Below are 16566 nucleotides of genomic sequence, written 5' to 3'. Positions count from 1 at the left end.
TAGTGGCCATTTTTCAAACAAATAATCTTCCCGGAAGGACTGTACTAACCAGCGATGGGACAGAATATCTGTGGTTTAGCGGTACAGATTACTTGGGAATGGGTCACAACGAGGATTTTCGTAGGTATTTGTTCGAAGGCATTAATCTGTATGGTACTCACTTCGGAAGTTCGAGAAATAACAGCCTAAGGCTTGACGTATTTCACGAAGCGGAAGACCTATTTGCAGAATTCGTCGGCGCTGATTCTTCGCTGCTGATTTCGTCAGGTATGCTGGCAGGGCAGCTTGTCATGAAGGAAATTGAGAATGTACTCAAAGAAACTGCGGCACATTCAAATGTGATCTATCATTATGCCCCACGTGTACATCCCGCGATCTGGGGAAAGGACTACGCCTCGAATGAAACTCTCTGGAACAGCTGGGCTGCGAGTATTATAGCATTGATCAATAACAGTTCCAAAGACACCGTGCATATTATTTGTACCGATGCCACGGGCTCCCCGATGGTAGAGGCGTTTGACTTCTCGATTTTCAATCGTCTTAATGATCCTGATCATGTTTGGCTGATCATTGACGAATCACATTCTGTCGGTGTGTCGGGAGCAAATGGCCGTGGGGTTGGGTATGTGCTCAATGCTCCATTAAAAAGCAAAGCTATTTTCCTGTCCTCGCTCAACAAAGCATTAGGAATTCCTGGTGGCGTCATTTGGGGAAGTGAGGATATCACAGCGTTATTGCGAAAGTCGCCCTGGTTTGCGGGTGCATCACCTCCTGCACCTGCCTACGCATATACATTGAAAAGGCTTTTGGAAACAAATGTTTTCGCATCCTCGCTTTCCAAACTTACTGCCAACATTGACTATCTGAATAAACAGATGTTGGCTTCTGATCTATTTGTTTCCCTGCCAGGATACCCCGTCATGTGCAGCAAAAACACCGATCTTTTTGATCACTTATTGAAAAATGGCATCATGGCGTCGTGCTTTTCCTATCCGTTACCCACAGACGCTCCAATTACGCGTCTTGCAATAAGCTCCATTCACCAAAAAGAAGACCTCGACCGATTGGCCGAGGTCTGTACTTTATTCAAAAGATCTTAATCTCTTACAAATCTGTTCCTCCAAGCGTCGCTAGTCTTTTCTCCTCTCTCAATTTCTCACTTTCAACCTTGCCTGCTACCATGATACTCAATTCATAAAGCAGGAACAACGGAATGGCGACGATCACCTGACTGTAAATATCCGGTGACGGCGTAATAACCGCTGCTACGATCAGGATTACGATCATGGCATGTTTCCGATATTCACGCATAAATGAAGGGGTAAGCACGCCGACTTTTGCAAGAACATAAACCACTATTGGAAGCTGAAACGCGATACCACAAGCCAATGTCAATGTTGCAACCAGCGAAATGTAGGACGACAAACTGAATTCATTGATGATAGACGGATCGAGCGTGAAGTTGGCCAGGAAGTTTATTGCCAGTGGCGTAACAATGTAGTATCCAAAAAATACGCCTGAAAAAAACAGGAACGTAACATAAAAAACCGCGCCCTGTGCTGATTTGCGTTCAGAAGGCTTCAAACCTGGCTTGATAAACCGCCATACTTCCCAAAAAGCGTATGGAAAAGCAAAGACAAGACCGGCAATTACCGCCGAAGTCATACTCATCGTAAACTGATCTCCAACACCGATGGCCTGTAATTTAAAGTTCAGCGCCTTGATGCACAATTCCTCATAGCCAACTTTATCAGCAAGTATACACAACATTCTGTAAGTCCAGAAGTCGGGTTGGGAAGGGGCAATGATGACGTAATGGTAAATTTCTTTAATGTAGATAAAAGCAAGAATGGCGAATACCAGAATCGAACCGCCTGCACGGATTACATGCCATCTTAACTCTTCCAGATGCCCCAGAAACGACATCTCTTTGCCTTCGCTATCTTCTTCTTCGTTCTCAAATTCCTGATCCAAGGGCATATTATTATATATTACTAAAACTCTATCTACGTGAAAAAGTAAAAACAGGATTGCTGCCTTTAATTAAATGCTGAAATTACTCAAAAAACCCGTCGAAGTACTCCGGCGGGTTTTTTAAAGTGTTTCTATTCAGATTAATCCATTACAAACGGATAATCATTTTCGACATACACATCTGTGTAAGCTTCTTTTGGATCCGGGAATTCCGATTCCTCCGCAAACTGAACAGATTCTGCTACGATTTCTTTTACCTTTTTATCAATGTTTTCCAGCTCTTCTTCTGTCGCCAGCTTGTTGGTCAAGATGACAGAACGGATCTGCTCGATAGGATCGCGGTGCTTGTATTCTTCCACTTCTTCCTTCGAACGGTATTTCTGAGGATCCGACATCGAATGTCCGCGGTAACGATACGTACGGAATTCAAGGAATGTTGGTCCATCGCCTTTGCGGGCGCGGTCCGCTGCTCTTTCTACCGCTTCGTGGATAGCTTCTACGCTCATACCATCCACCGGTTCGGAAGGGATATCGTAAGCCTCTCCCAATGTATACAGTTCTGTCACATTGGATGAGCGAGCTACCGAAGTACCCATTGCATAACCATTGTTTTCAACAACGAAAATTACCGGCAACTTCCAGCTCATCGCCATGTTCAGTGCTTCGTGAAAAGCTCCCTGACGAATAGCTCCGTCACCAAAGTAACAGATACAAAGATTTCCGGTTTTGTTGTACTTCTCGGCGAAAGCGATACCAGCTCCCAGGGGAATCTGAGCTCCTACGATACCATGACCTCCAACGAAACCATTCTCTTTATCGAAAATGTGCATGGAACCGCCTTTACCTTTCGTAGTACCTGTTTTTTTACCGTACAACTCGGCCATGATCGCGTTAGCAGATGTACCAAGCGCCAAAGGAATGCCGTGGTCGCGGTAAGCGGTAATGTATTTGTCGCCTTTTGTCAAAGCAGTAACCGCTCCTGAAGAACAAGCTTCCTGCCCGATGTATAAGTGACAAAAACCACGGATCTTCTGCTGGCCATAAAGCTGGCCCGCTTTTTCTTCAAAGCGACGTTGCAAAAGCATATTCTCGAACCAGAACAAGTAACGCTCCTTCGAATGCTGTAATTTTTTGGGGGCTGAAGATTTCTTTTTTTCCGTAACGGTGGCCATGTATTTGGTTCTCGTTTATAAAGACAGAACTTTGTCTTAAAGTTAGTGGTTTGAACAGAGTCTGTTTTTTGCCGTACTCACGCAAATGATTTGCGAAAATAAGCATAAACTAAATAACAAAGAAGTTCATGTGGCTAGAAAAGCTCCACCTTACATACTTTAAAAGCTATGAAGAGAAAGCCTTTACCTTTGGCGAACATGTAAATTGCCTTGTTGGGGAGAACGGGAGCGGCAAAACCAACCTCCTCGATGCGATATATTTTCTGACACTAACCAAAAGCGCCTTTCACAATCAGGATGCCCTGGGTATCCGGCACGCCTATGATTTCTTTGTTCTGGATGGTATTTTTAAAGATTCCGGACGCAATACGCAAATCACGTGCAGCTTTCAGAGAGGCCAACGAAAGGTGTTTATGGCCGACAAAAAGAACTATGACCGTCTCAGCGATCACATTGGTCTTTTTCCTCTGGTTTTAATTGCCCCCGATGATACAGATCTGATCCGGGACGGCAGTGAAGAGCGTCGTAGATTCTTCGATGGCGTTCTTGCCCAGGCCACTCCTGGCTATCTCAATGATTTTCTGCAATATAACAAGATACTTACCCAGCGAAACGGGCTGCTCAAACTCTTTGCCGAGCGCAATTACCTGGATGAAGATCTGCTGGAAACTTATAATGAGCCACTGATCATTCTTTCCCAAAGAATTTACGCACACCGCCGGACATTCATGGAACGATTTGTACCGCTTTTTCGAAAGTACTATGAATTTCTAAGCAGCGGGCACGAGCAGGTTGACGTCATTTACGAAAGTGAAGTCGCTAGTGACGATTTCCCTTCTGATTTCAGGCGGAACCGTAGCCGCGATCTGCATGCCCAACGAACCGGCAAGGGAGTTCATAAAGATGAATATATCTTCGAAATTGATACGGTTACCCTGAAAAAGTTTGGCTCACAGGGGCAGCAGAAATCTTTTTTGATCGCGTTGAAGCTGGCGCAGTTCGAATTATTAAAAGAAGAAAAACAAAAGACGCCCATTCTTTTGCTGGATGATATCTTTGATAAGCTGGACGACCGCCGCATTCAGAAGCTCATTGAACTGATCGATACCGGTTTTCTCGGCCAGGTATTCATCACCGACGCCCGCCCCGAACGTTCACAAAGAATCCTGGAACACGTAAGAGCAGATGTAAGGTTTTTTGAGATTGAGAAGATATTGAATCTATAAAAAAGAAAGCCACATTTTGAGGATGTGGCTTTCTTTTAGTTTCTAAACATATTTCGGATTGAGCTCTTTGGCTTCGGCGACAAATTCTTTCACCTTTTGCTCGTCTTCCTTTTTACAAATGAGCAGTACCCCGTCGTATTCTGCGACGATAAACCCATCCAGTCCATTCACTACGACCAGTTTATCTTTTGGCGTTTTAATGATTGAGTTCGTCGTGTTATGAAGTATCAGGTTTCCATCTGTCACATTCAGATTAGCATCCTTCTCCGATACTTCATAAAGCGATTTCCAGGTACCGAGGTCTGACCAGCCGAAATTACTTAACACCACATGCACGTTTTCGGCTTTCTCCATGATACCATTATCAATGGAAATGCTGCCGCAATGCTGGTAAGCGCGTTGAATAAAACCATCCTCCGATTCCAGGTAATAATGTGGATCGCCTCCTCCAAAAATTTCAGCAATATTAGGCTGGAACTCATTAAGAGCCTTTTTGAAAGAATTAACATTCCATACGAAGATCCCCGCATTCCACACAAAATCACCGCTATCCAAAAACTGCAATGCAAGTTCAAGATGTGGCTTCTCGGTAAATGACTTTACTTTTTTAACCGTAAGCTTATCCGGAATATATTGAATGTACCCGTAACCCGTGTCAGGGCGGGTAGGCTGAATGCCCAGTGTTACCAGTATGTCTTCGTTGCGCGTTGCGCCCAGGGCTACCCTGATCGTATCTTTAAAAACCTCTTCTTTCAGGATAATATGATCAGCCGGTGCCACCACTACATTGGCATTCGGATTCTGCGCTGCAATTTTATAGCAAGCGTAGGCAATGCACGGTGCCGTATTTCGGCGGTGCGGTTCCAATAGGATCTGATCGTAGCTCAATGCCGGAATTTGTTCCTTAACAAGTTCCTTATATTCCTGGCTGGTAACAATGTAAATATTTTCAATAGGGCAAACTCCGTCGAATCTTTCAACTGTTTGTTGCAAAAGTGTTTTGCCGGTTCCCAGCACATCATGAAACTGCTTCGGGAAGTCAGTCCGGCTGAATGGCCAAAACCTTGTTCCCACTCCTCCTGCCATTATAATAACGTAAGTATCCTGCATTGTGAAAGGTAAATTTTTTATTCACATTATGAAAACTGTTCAAAACTAGTGATAAAGAGTCAGTAATAACCCAAAAAAACTCCCAAAAACATGTACAAATTAGCATGAGGAAATTAATAGAGAGACGATTCGAAGAAAAAACAGTACAGTATGATGATGGCAGTCCCAATAATTCTTCTAACTTGCTGTTAGCACCTCAACCCACTAAAAACCATGATACGTATTTTTACATTGCTTCGCATAACCCTGCTTTTACAGGCGTTGCTGATCAGCATAAATTCCATCGCACAGACCAATCTGGAAGGCAAAGTGCTTGAATCTTCTACAGGAGAGCCTCTCGTTGGAGTAAGTTTACAGGTTAAAGGTAAGGTTATCGGAACCATTACTGACGCCCGGGGGCAATTCAGCCTATCGACTACTTCCGCGCCACCATTCAGCATTGTTATTTCTTCCGTCGGGTTTCAAACTCAGGAGATAGAGGTCACAGGAGGGGTTTCCAAACTTGAAATCAAGCTCGTCGAGCAGGCCGTTCTGGGAAAAGAAATGGTGGTCTCCGCATCCCGTGTCGAGGAAAGCGTCATGAAATCCCCGGTAGCCATTGAAAAGATGGATATTCGCGGAATTCGGGACTCACCAGCTACCAACTTTTACGATGCGCTGGCCAACCTCAAAGGCATTGATATGACTACCCAGGGCGTGTTGTTCAAATCCATTAATATGCGTGGTTTTGGGAGCACCGGTAACCCGCGTACCGTACAAATGATCGACGGAATGGACAACCAGGCGCCAGGACTGAATTTTCCGATCGATAACATTGTCGGCCTGTCGGAACTGGACGTGGAAAGTGTAGAGGTTTTGCCAGGTGCTGCCTCTGCATTATATGGTCCTAATGCAATAAATGGCCTTATTTTGATGAACAGTAAAAGTCCGTTCCTTTATCAGGGATTGAGCGCCAGCGTCAAAAGCGGCGTCATGCATGAGTCGCACCGCGCCAAGGCCACTACTCCATTTGTCGACGCTACGATCAGATATGCGAAGGCATTCAATAACAAATTTGCATTCAAGGTCAACTTCTCTTACATCCAGGCCAAAGACTGGGAAGCGACCAATTATACCAATCTTAATGTAGGTGGTAACGCCGATCCTACCCGTGGAAAAGGGACTGACCCTGACTATGATGGTATGAACAGCTACGGTGACGAAGTTCAGACCAATATTAATGCGGTTGCCAAAACGCTCGCAGCAAACGGGCTCATTCCACAGGATGCGGTGGGGCTCGTACCCAGCACATTTGTAAGCCGCACAGGCTATCTTGAAAAAGACCTTGTGGACTATAATACCAAGAGCTTTAAAACCAATGCCGCCATCCATTATCGCATCAATGAAAAGATCGAGGTGGTGGCGCAGGTCAATTATGGTTACGGAACCACCGCCTACACCGGCACCGGCCGGTACTCGCTCAGGGATTTTAACCTCACCCAAGCCAAGCTTGAACTGCGCGGGGATAATTTCACTTTACGTGGATACACTACCCAGGAAAAATCCGGAAAATCCTACCTTGCAGGCCTCGCAGCGGTTTCTATGCTCAATGACTACAAAGCGCACGGTACCTGGTTTGGCGAATACACGGGTGCTTTCGCGACCGGAAGGGCTGGTGGAATGACAGAAGAAGAAGCGCACCTCGCTGCCAGGCAGTTTGCGGATCAGGGAATGCCCAAACCCGGAACGCCTGCTTTTGCACAATTGCTCGACAAATACCGGAATGCGCCTATTGTAGAAGGGGGCGGTGGTTTTGCAGACAAAACGCAGCTCTATCATATCGAGGGATTTTATAATTTCAAAAATGAAGTGAAATTTATCGAGCTGCTTGTCGGGGCCAATTATCGAAGATACCGGCTCAGGTCCGGCGGCACTTTATTTGCTGACAACAAAGAGGGAAGAACTGGCACGATTCCCATCAATGAATACGGTGCATTTGTACAGGCAGGCAAGAATTTACTGTCCAATCATTTGAAGTTAACCGGATCGATCCGGTATGACAAGAATGAAAACTTCGACGGACAGTTCACCCCGCGTATCTCGGCAGTAACTTCATTCGGAGAACAAAATATTCGCCTTTCCTACCAGACAGGTTTTCGGATCCCTACTACTCAAAACCAGTACATTGATTTGAAAACTCCCTCCGGAACATTAGTAGGCGGCTTGCCAGAGTTTGATAAGCGGTATGGTCTTTCGAATGGGATTTTAAGACAAAATTTATCGGAAACTGCCATTAAACAACTGATTGCCAGCGACCCAAGTATCATATCCAGCGCCACTACCTATGCCACGGCCGCAGTAACCCAGCAGGCAACCATCGCCATTAGCCAGGCTGTCACAGCCCAGGTTACCAGTCTGGTCAACCAGGGAGTGGCAGCCGGCACAATTCCCAATAACCCTACCGCCATTCAGGCAGCGATCACGGCCGGAGTCAATCAGGCATTGCCGGGTGTACTGTCGGCCCAGCTGCCGGGTATCCTCGCCGCGCAGGTACCCGGGCTTGTTCCTGACCTGGCGAAAGCTTATGCATTGGCCAAATTACCGAAATACAACGCTGTCAAATTGAAACCCGAGCGCATTGCATCCTATGAAATTGGCTATAAAGCAGTGATAGCCAAAAAATTGTTTATCGATGCCTATTACTATATCAGCAAATACAAAGACTTCATCGGAGGCGCGGTCATCGTTGTTCCCACAGCTGCGGCGGCACCAGGGTTACCCATTGAATCGGGGATTGGTGTAGGAAATTACAATGGATACGCACTCGCAGTCAATACTAATGAAACCATTACTACCCGCGGCTTTGCGATTGGACTCAACTATGCTTTGCCCAAAGGATTTAATGCAGGCGGTAATGTGGCCAACAATGAGATTAGTGATTTTAAACCATCGGCAGAAGTGGAGTACTCGCAGTTTAATACGCCCAAATACCGCTATAATGTGAATTTTGGCAAGCGTATTACGAGCAGCAACCCGTTTGGTTTTAATGTGGTGTACCGTTACCAGCAAGCATTTGTATGGGAGTCGAGCTTCACGATACCCACCACGACGGACGTACCTATTTTCTCAAACACGCAGGTACCGGCCGTCAGTAATCTGGATGCCCAGGTAAGTATGAAAGTGAGGTCTATTAAATCGATTATCAAAATCGGGGGTACCAATCTTTTTGGAAAATCTTACATACAGGCATTTGGCAGCCCCAATGTAGGCTCCACCTATTATGTATGCATTACATTTGATGAATTGCTGAACTGATCAACTACTTTTCGCCGTAAGCCAGATCCCCGGCGTCGCCCAGGCCGGGGACAATGTAATATTGTTCGTTCAGTTTTTGATCGATGGCACCGAGCCACAAACGGCAGTGCGGAATTCGTTTTTGCAGGTAATCCACTCCTTCCGGACTGGCGATAACCGACGCAATGTGTGTCTGCGAAGGTATCCCGAAGCGCAGCAAAGCGTGATACACCTTTTCCATGGATCGGCCGGTGGCAAGCATTGGATCTATGAGAATCAGGATTTTGCCAGTCAGGTCCGGGCTGGTAATGTAGTCCATCTCGACAGTAAACTCTTCCTCTGCATTGATATGATGTCCACGGTATGCGCCAATGAATGCATTGTCAGCCCTGTCAAAAATACTGAGAAAACCCTGATGAAAAGGAAGGCCAGCACGCAGGATCGTGGCCAGTACTACCGGCTGCAATAATGACCTCGATGAAGCTTGTCCAAGCGGCGTCTGTACTTTCTCGGTTTTAAAAGTAAGTGTTTTTGAAAGCTCGTAAGCCAGCAATTCACCTACACGCTCCATATTTCTGCGAAACCTCATCCGGTCTTTCTGACCATTTACATCACGAAGTTCGGCCAGATAATGATCGGCAATGGAGGGCTTTTGGGAAAGTAAAAACATAGATTGGACAGTTTTTTAAACTACTCCATGCAAGATAATACAAATTCATTGACGTAATTTGGAACAGTTATTCGAAAAATTATCCGAAAGAGACCTGTTGGTGTGAATTGTAGATTTTTTTTGCCTATGTATCAAGGAATTATCCGGCTTTTTAAAATATTGATTTTAACACTGATAACCCTGTCGTACGTACATGCACAAAGTTCATTTATACCTTTTAATGACGATTATTACCATCTGATAGATCGCCTCGAAATCAAACGCGGCAAGTTTACAGAAGGCTTTCACTCCAATGTCAAGCCGTTTGAAAGAAAAGCGGTAGTAGCGCTCACCGACTCCCTGCTCAAAGAAGGCACCGTAAACCTCACCGACCGCGACTGGGAAATCATTGACTACCTGCGGGAAGACAGCTGGGAATGGACCAAAGGAATGGTGTCGACCGACTCCGCAAATTATAACAAACTTGCCCGCCTGGGCTGGTTCAAAAATCCTCCACCCGGCCGTAAACCTAAGTTTTTCCAGCATCCAGCCGATCTTTACAGCATTCACAACGAAGATTTCGATCTGCATTTCAATTTTACTACCACCAATTTTATCGGGAAAGACAACAGCTACGATACTTCATCGCATCAATCATTGTGGGGTACAAGCCGGGGCGTTGAAATTCGGGGAATGATCAATGATAAACTTGGATTTTATACATTCGTGTCAGATACCCAGGGCCGTTTTCCCAAGTATGTTAATGATTTCAAATCCTCAAAATATGGCTTTCCTGGCGAAGGACTTGCCAAAACAACCCGCAACAACGGGATTGACTTTCTGACAGCCCGGGGTTACATTACTTTCAGGCCATTGAAAAGTATAAATGTCAAATTCGGGCACGATTACAACGTCTTCGGCAGCGGTTACCGGTCTCTTATTTTATCCGATAACAGCAGTCCATATCTATTTTTAAGACTTGATACACAGCTTGGTAAGTTTCATTATACCAATTTGTATACGAGCATGATCAATTCATATACGAATGCTAATGATGGACTGTTGAGAGGCAAAAAATTTGCAGCAATTCACCATTTGAGCGTCAACCTGACAGACAAGATCAACATTGGGGTCTTTGAGGCGGAGGTCTTTAACCGCGATTCCGTAGGCGGCGGTTATGATCTGAATTATCTGAATCCGATCATTTTTTACCGTTATGTCGAATCTTATCTTGGAAGTGAGGACAATGCGATCCTGGGTTTCGATTTCCGCTGGCTGGTTGGCAAAAAAGCATCTATTTACAGCCAATTTGTTCTGGATGAGTTTCTTACCAAATACCTTTTTAATGGTAGCAAATCATGGACTAATAAATACAGCTTCCAGTTAGGCGGAAAATACATTGATGCTTTCGGGGTCCCAAACCTCGATTTACAGGCTGAATATAATCTGGTACGACCTTATACTTATTCTCACAAAGATGGCGGGCGAAACTATATGCATTACGCGCAGTCCTTGGCGCATCCCCTAGGCGCCAATTTTCGGGAGTATCTGGGAATTATACGGTACAAGGCAACTCCAAGATTATCAATTTACGGGACCATCATGATGGCGGAACAAGGAAAAGATCCGACAACCGGGCCATCTATGAATTTCGGGGGCGACCTTACTAAAAATTACGAAGAGCGAAATGTGAACCGAGATGGTGACCTGAACCAGAAAATTGGTCAGGGCATTAAAGCATCCACTACATTTACCGACTTGCGGCTATCGTATACTCTTGCGCATAACCTGTTCCTCGACGGTCGCTATCAGGTCAGGAAAATCAAATCTCAGGATGTAAAGGTTGCTACCAACTCCAACATTTTTACATTTGCTATACGGTACAACATGGCATACCGCCAGCAGACGTACTGATTTAATTTAAGTCAAAAATGGAAACTAACCCGCATGAGCTACGCAACCTTGTCAGGCTTGCTTTACTGGAAGATATTGGCGACGGAGACCATTCTTCTCTCTCCTCTGTACCTGCAAATGCGACTAAACGCGCAAAGCTGTTGGTCAAGCAAAACGGAATCCTGGCGGGCGTGGAAGTAGCCACGATCATCTTCGAAGAGACTGCAACTTACTATAATGATCCCCCCCTGAAAATAAATGTGTTACTTTTTGATGGATCTCCCGTCAAAATAGGAGACGTGGTATTAACGGTGGAAGGAAATGCGCGGTTAATCCTGAAATCCGAGCGATTGGTACTCAATATTATGCAGCGAATGAGCGGTATCGCCACCTACGCAAGGCAAATGAGTGCATTGATCGCGGATTTGCCTGTGAAGCTGCTGGATACCCGTAAGACGACGCCAAACTTCCGTTTATTCGAAAAAATGGCGGTGAAAATCGGTGGCGCGGTGAATCACCGAATGGGGCTTTACGACATGATTATGCTGAAAGATAATCATGTGGATTATGCAGGAGGCATTGAAGCAGCGATTACCGGCGCGCGAAAATATTTGAAAGAAACAGGCAGAGACCTGAAAATTGAAATAGAAACACGGAATCTGGCAGAGGTAGATGAAGTATTGCGGGTCGGAGCGGTGGATATCATTATGCTGGACAATTTTTCGCTGGACGACATGCGCGAGGCGGTGAAGAGAATCGGTGATCGTTTTGAAACCGAGGCTTCCGGCAACATTACTGAAAAAACATTACGTGCTGTGGCAGAAACCGGCGTGGATGGCATATCCAGCGGGGCGCTCACCCACCAGGCACGAAGTCTGGATTTAAGTTTAAAAGCCTTCTAACCTTTTATCAAAATAAAAAAGCGTATGCTAAAACTCTCAGGAACTGCATACGCTTTTAACATTTACAGTTTGTTACTGAAACGGTATTTTTTACTGATCAGCATTTATTTAAGCGTTGCCCCTCTCCTCTCCGCTCAGGAACCTCCACGCAAGGAAATTGATATCGCCCAATTCATTCAGACCCTTTTCCCGGTTCCGGCCGAGGACAATGATGATTCCGACCTGTATGAATCTCTTTTGCAGCTATATGCGAGCCCACTCGATCTGAACACGGTAACTTCCGACGAGCTTTCAGCTACATTGATCCTTTCCGAAACGCAGCTACGTTCCTTTTTTGATTATCGTGAAAAATTAGGCCCGCTACTGTCATTGTACGAGTTACAAGCCATTCCCGGTTTCGATCTGTCCACGATTCAGAAACTGCTGCCTTTTGTTATTATCAAACCCAAACCGGTTTCATTTCGCGAATCACTCAAAAATCCCAGCCAGCATTTTCTCATGCTCCGGTCGGGAAAGTTAGTTGAAAAGCAAAAAGGATTTACCGTTCCCGACTCCGGCTCCAATGCTACTACCCGTTACCAGGGCCGGGCCGGAAATGGCTACCTGAGATACCGCAATGCCCGGACCGGATCGTACAGTTTCGGATTTACATTGGAGAAAGATGCAGGAGAAAAGTTCTGGAACTGGGAAGCCGGAAAGCAAATATTTGGAATAGACTTTTCATCATTACATGCACAAATTATGAACCGTGGAAAGCTCAAAAACCTGATCATAGGTGACTACCAGGTTCAGGCAGGCCAGGGAATGGTTCTCGGCGCAGGATTTTCATTGGGTAAGGGGTCGGAAGTGATCAGGACTGTTTACAGAAGTACATTAGGTATCAGGCCCTACACCTCCGTGGTGGAAGCCAATTTCCTGAGAGGAATTGCCGCTACGTACGCCATCGCTTCCCGTATTGACCTCACTACATTTTATTCCGCAACCCGGCGAGACGCAAGTCAGGAGCAAATCTTCGATGAGATTATCACTACTTCTCTCCCCATTTCAGGCTACCACCGGACTCCGAGTGAGCGCGAAAAACACAATATCCTGGCTGAACGGAATGCCGGAATGCACATTCTGTACAAACCCTCCTCACAAAAAGGACAGCTCGGCTTTACATTGCTGCATACTTCCTATCGTTCAACGATCCGTAAGAGAGATCTTCCATATAATCGCTTTGAGTTTTCGGGGAGACAAAACATCATTGCCGGTGTCCATGGCGACTACCGATGGCAGAATTTTCACTTTTTCGGGGAAGGTGCCGTTTCCAAAAGCGGTGGCAGTGGTTTGCTGGCAGGGGTTATCGCCGGGCTGGGAAAGAAATGGGACTTGTCGCTGCTGGCCAGACATTACTCCCGTAGCTTTCATACATTTTATGGCAACTCCGTGAGTGAATCCACACGGCCTATCAATGAGGCAGGTGCATATGCCGGACTCAGGTACATGCCAAACCGCCGCTGGCAATTCAGCGCATACTATGACCGATTCCGGTTTCCCTGGCTCAAATACCAAGTCGACGCACCTTCGAAAGGCTTTGACTACTACCTACATACACTTTACAAACACAATAAACGGTTCAATGCCTATATGCTATACCACGAAAAATATAAACAACACAACCAGCCTGGCGACCTGCCTTCACTTCCGCTGGCGACCACGATCCGCCGCACAGCGATGATCAATGTCGAGTACGAAGTTCCGCTACGCTTTGCTGTGCGCACGCGGTTTCAATATGGCAACTTTGCTTACAAGCACATTTCCAAATCGAACGGATTAACTGTTTTCCAGGACATTACCTGGCATTTTACAAAAATGGAGTTCAGTGGTAGACTGGCTTTTTTCAAAACAGATGACTACGACAGCCGACAATATGCCTACGAAAAAGATATGCTTTATGCCTTCTCGATTCCCGCCTACTACGACACCGGCACCCGACATTATTTAATGTTGAGATATAATATATCCAAAGACCTGAAACTGTGGTTACGATGGTCGCAAACCAGGTATGCCAATCTGGACAAGATCAGTTCGGGTTTGAACGAAATTGAAGGAAATAAACGAAGCGAAATCAAAGCACAGATGATGTATCAGTTCTGAGTGCCTATTTTTGCGGCGTGAAGGAGAATTTTATTTGAAATAATACCCATTTACAATTGCTATAATGTCAGACAACAAACTAGACGCACTAAAAAGATATTTCGGTTACGACTCCTTTCGCCCACAGCAGTCTCAGATCATCGATACTGTGATGGAAAACCGGGATTGCCTTGTACTAATGCCTACCGGCGGAGGAAAATCCGTCTGTTTTCAGATCCCGGCTATCCTCCGCCAGGGACTGACGGTAGTCATTTCTCCGTTGATCGCATTAATGAAAGACCAGGTGGAAGCGCTGCGCGGTAATGGTGTCAACGCGGCGTTTCTGAATTCCACATTGTCTTCTGCGGAGCAGGATCAGGTCATGTGGCAGGCGAAAGTTGGTGAACTAAAATTGCTCTACATTGCCCCCGAGAGGCTTTTTTCAGGAAATACATTTGAATTTCTGCGCGAATGGAATGTCTGTCTTTTCGCGATAGACGAGTCGCATTGTATTTCATCCTGGGGGCACGATTTTCGCCCGGAGTACCGGCAGCTGACCAACCTGAAACTACGCTTTCCCGATGTGCCGATCATCGCGCTCACTGCTACTGCCGACCGGGTTACGCGCAGAGATATTTTGAAACAGCTTAATATAGAGCACGCCGAAACATTCATTGCAAGTTTTGATCGCCCTAACCTCAATCTGAGTGTGTTACCAGGCCGGAAACGGTTGCAGCAGATCCAGAGCTTTATCAATAAACACGATGGGCAAGCCGGTATTATCTACTGCCTGAGCCGTAAAGGCACAGAAACCGTAGCAGCCAGTCTCCGGAATGCGGGTTTCAAAGCAGAATTTTACCATGCAGGACTTGCCGCTGACAAACGTTCGAAGGTCCAGGAGCAGTTTCTGAGAGACGACATTCAGGTGATCGTGGCTACCATTGCTTTTGGAATGGGTATTGATAAATCCAATGTGCGCTGGGTGATCCACTACAACCTGCCTTCCAATGTTGAGAGCTTTTACCAGGAAATAGGAAGGGCAGGCCGCGACGGTTCACCGTCAGATACCGTTTTGTTTTACAGCTACATGGACATCATTACCCGCCAGGATATGATCAATAATTCCGATCAGTCGGCCGAGCAAAAGGAGTTGCTGCACGCAAAGCTGAACCGTATGAAACAGTATGCGGAGGCAGATATTTGCCGCAGGCGGATTTTACTGAGTTATTTTAATGAAGCGGTCGAAAAAGATTGCGGAAACTGCGATGTGTGCCGGAACCCGAGGACCCGTTTTGATGCTACCATCATTGCCCAAAAAGCATTGTCAGGTATAGCCCGCACCGATCAAAAAATAGCGATGGGGATGCTCATTGACATTTTGCGGGGCAGCCGCAACCGAAATGTACTGCAACATGGCTACGAACGTCTGCCTACATTTGGTGTCGGTATCGAGCTGCGGGGTGAAGAGTGGGCGGAATACATTAGCCAGCTTTTGAATTCCGGTGTCATGGATATCGCTTATGACGAAGGACATTCTTTTAAACTCAATCCGGTCAGCAGGCAAATTTTGAAAGGTGAGCGAAAAGTAGAACTCGTGAAGTTCATCCCGATCAGCGAGCGTAAAGCGAAAGAAGAGGAGCTGGTACCCAAGGAAAAGCCAAAGCAAGAGATTATTCGCGATGCCCTATTTGAGAGACTGAGAATACTAAGGAAGCAAATGGCAGATGCGCTTGGCGTCCCACCATATGTCGTTTTCAGTGATGCAACATTGTCCGAAATGGCACAGAAAAAACCTGTTTCCGAGGCGCAAATGAAAGCGGTTTCGGGGATTGGAGCCGAGAAATTCAGACGATACGGGGAAACATTTATCAATGAAATCCTGTCGTTCGCGAAGGAAAATACAAAACCAGGAACGAGGGTCATCAAGGGAATGACATACATCGAAACGCTGGATCTGTACAAAGAAGGCTATTTACTGAATGACATTGCCCAAAAAAGAGATCTCAGTACCGTTACCATCATCTCGCATTTGGTCAAATTAAAAGAGGACGGACACGATATCGATCTAAAAGGATTGATTGACAAAAAAGCCTACCAGACCATCATTCAGGCAGCGCAGGAGATCCAGACAAGTAAAAACGATCCATTGAAACCACTGTTTGAGCTTCTCAACGAGCAGTTCGACTATGGACAGATCAGGCTGGCGCTGGCAATTTGGGAAGAAGAGCGGTGACCCAGGCCACCGCATG

At 45.9% G+C, this 16566-nt stretch carries 11 protein-coding genes; 7 read left to right on the top strand and 4 right to left on the bottom strand.

The window, feature by feature from the left end; genetic code table 11:
* Nucleotides 1–2 precede the first annotated feature (2 nt).
* Nucleotides 3–1100 (top strand): aminotransferase class I/II-fold pyridoxal phosphate-dependent enzyme, encoded by a 1098-nt coding sequence (locus ON006_RS25600; RefSeq protein ID WP_244824083.1) that lies wholly within the window; start codon nt 3–5, stop codon nt 1098–1100.
* A gap of 4 nt (nt 1101–1104) precedes the next feature.
* Here the strand turns inward: ON006_RS25600 and tatC are convergent, their stop codons facing one another.
* Both tatC and pdhA read right to left on the bottom strand, forming a co-directional pair.
* On the bottom strand, nt 1105–1980 hold the full coding sequence (gene tatC / locus ON006_RS25595) for a twin-arginine translocase subunit TatC (protein WP_244824082.1): 876 nt from the start codon (nt 1978–1980) through the stop codon (nt 1105–1107).
* A gap of 134 nt (nt 1981–2114) precedes the next feature.
* Nucleotides 2115–3146 carry a pyruvate dehydrogenase (acetyl-transferring) E1 component subunit alpha gene (gene pdhA / locus ON006_RS25590; protein WP_244824081.1) on the bottom strand — a complete coding sequence of 344 codons (1032 nt, stop codon included), beginning with the start codon at nt 3144–3146 and terminating at the stop codon, nt 2115–2117.
* 128 nt (nt 3147–3274) lie between these two features.
* Between pdhA and recF the strand changes: the two genes are divergently transcribed.
* Complete coding sequence (gene recF / locus ON006_RS25585; protein ID WP_244824080.1) at nt 3275–4372, top strand: DNA replication/repair protein RecF; 1098 nt, start codon at nt 3275–3277, stop codon at nt 4370–4372.
* Between the two features lie 42 nt (nt 4373–4414).
* Here the strand turns inward: recF and ON006_RS25580 are convergent, their stop codons facing one another.
* Nucleotides 4415–5482, bottom strand: a complete 1068-nt coding sequence (locus ON006_RS25580; RefSeq protein ID WP_244824079.1) for a mannose-1-phosphate guanylyltransferase — start codon at nt 5480–5482, stop codon at nt 4415–4417.
* Between the two features lie 213 nt (nt 5483–5695).
* Here ON006_RS25580 and ON006_RS25575 point away from each other — a divergent pair, with 213 nt between their 5' ends.
* Nucleotides 5696–8776: a carboxypeptidase-like regulatory domain-containing protein gene (locus tag ON006_RS25575; RefSeq protein WP_244824078.1), complete on the top strand. Its 3081-nt coding sequence runs from the start codon at nt 5696–5698 to the stop codon at nt 8774–8776.
* A gap of 4 nt (nt 8777–8780) precedes the next feature.
* On the opposite strand, the gene upp is transcribed toward ON006_RS25575, so the two are convergent.
* Nucleotides 8781–9425 carry a uracil phosphoribosyltransferase gene (gene upp / locus ON006_RS25570; protein WP_244824077.1) on the bottom strand — a complete coding sequence of 215 codons (645 nt, stop codon included), beginning with the start codon at nt 9423–9425 and terminating at the stop codon, nt 8781–8783.
* 126 nt (nt 9426–9551) lie between these two features.
* Between upp and ON006_RS25565 the strand changes: the two genes are divergently transcribed.
* The 4 genes from ON006_RS25565 to recQ all read left to right on the top strand — a co-directional run bounded on the left by ON006_RS25565 (nt 9552) and on the right by recQ (nt 16550).
* Nucleotides 9552–11318 (top strand): capsule assembly Wzi family protein, encoded by a 1767-nt coding sequence (locus tag ON006_RS25565; protein WP_267609915.1) that lies wholly within the window; start codon nt 9552–9554, stop codon nt 11316–11318.
* A gap of 17 nt (nt 11319–11335) precedes the next feature.
* Nucleotides 11336–12199 (top strand): carboxylating nicotinate-nucleotide diphosphorylase, encoded by an 864-nt coding sequence (gene nadC / locus ON006_RS25560; protein WP_244824075.1) that lies wholly within the window; start codon nt 11336–11338, stop codon nt 12197–12199.
* A gap of 24 nt (nt 12200–12223) precedes the next feature.
* The gene (locus tag ON006_RS25555; RefSeq protein WP_244824074.1) at nt 12224–14338 is read left to right on the top strand and encodes a ComEA family DNA-binding protein; all 2115 of its coding nucleotides are present in this window, start codon (nt 12224–12226) and stop codon (nt 14336–14338) included.
* Nucleotides 14339–14402: 64 nt separating this feature from the next.
* A complete protein-coding gene (gene recQ / locus ON006_RS25550; RefSeq protein WP_244824073.1) occupies nt 14403–16550 on the top strand; it encodes a DNA helicase RecQ in 2148 nt (715 codons plus the stop codon).
* The last annotated feature ends 16 nt before the right edge of the window (nt 16551–16566 follow it).

The sequence above is a fragment of the Dyadobacter pollutisoli genome (assembly GCF_026625565.1).
Taxonomy (GTDB): domain Bacteria; phylum Bacteroidota; class Bacteroidia; order Cytophagales; family Spirosomataceae; genus Dyadobacter; species Dyadobacter pollutisoli.
Note: the sequence above shows the minus strand (reverse complement) of the source record. Positions and strands in the feature narration are given on the sequence as shown.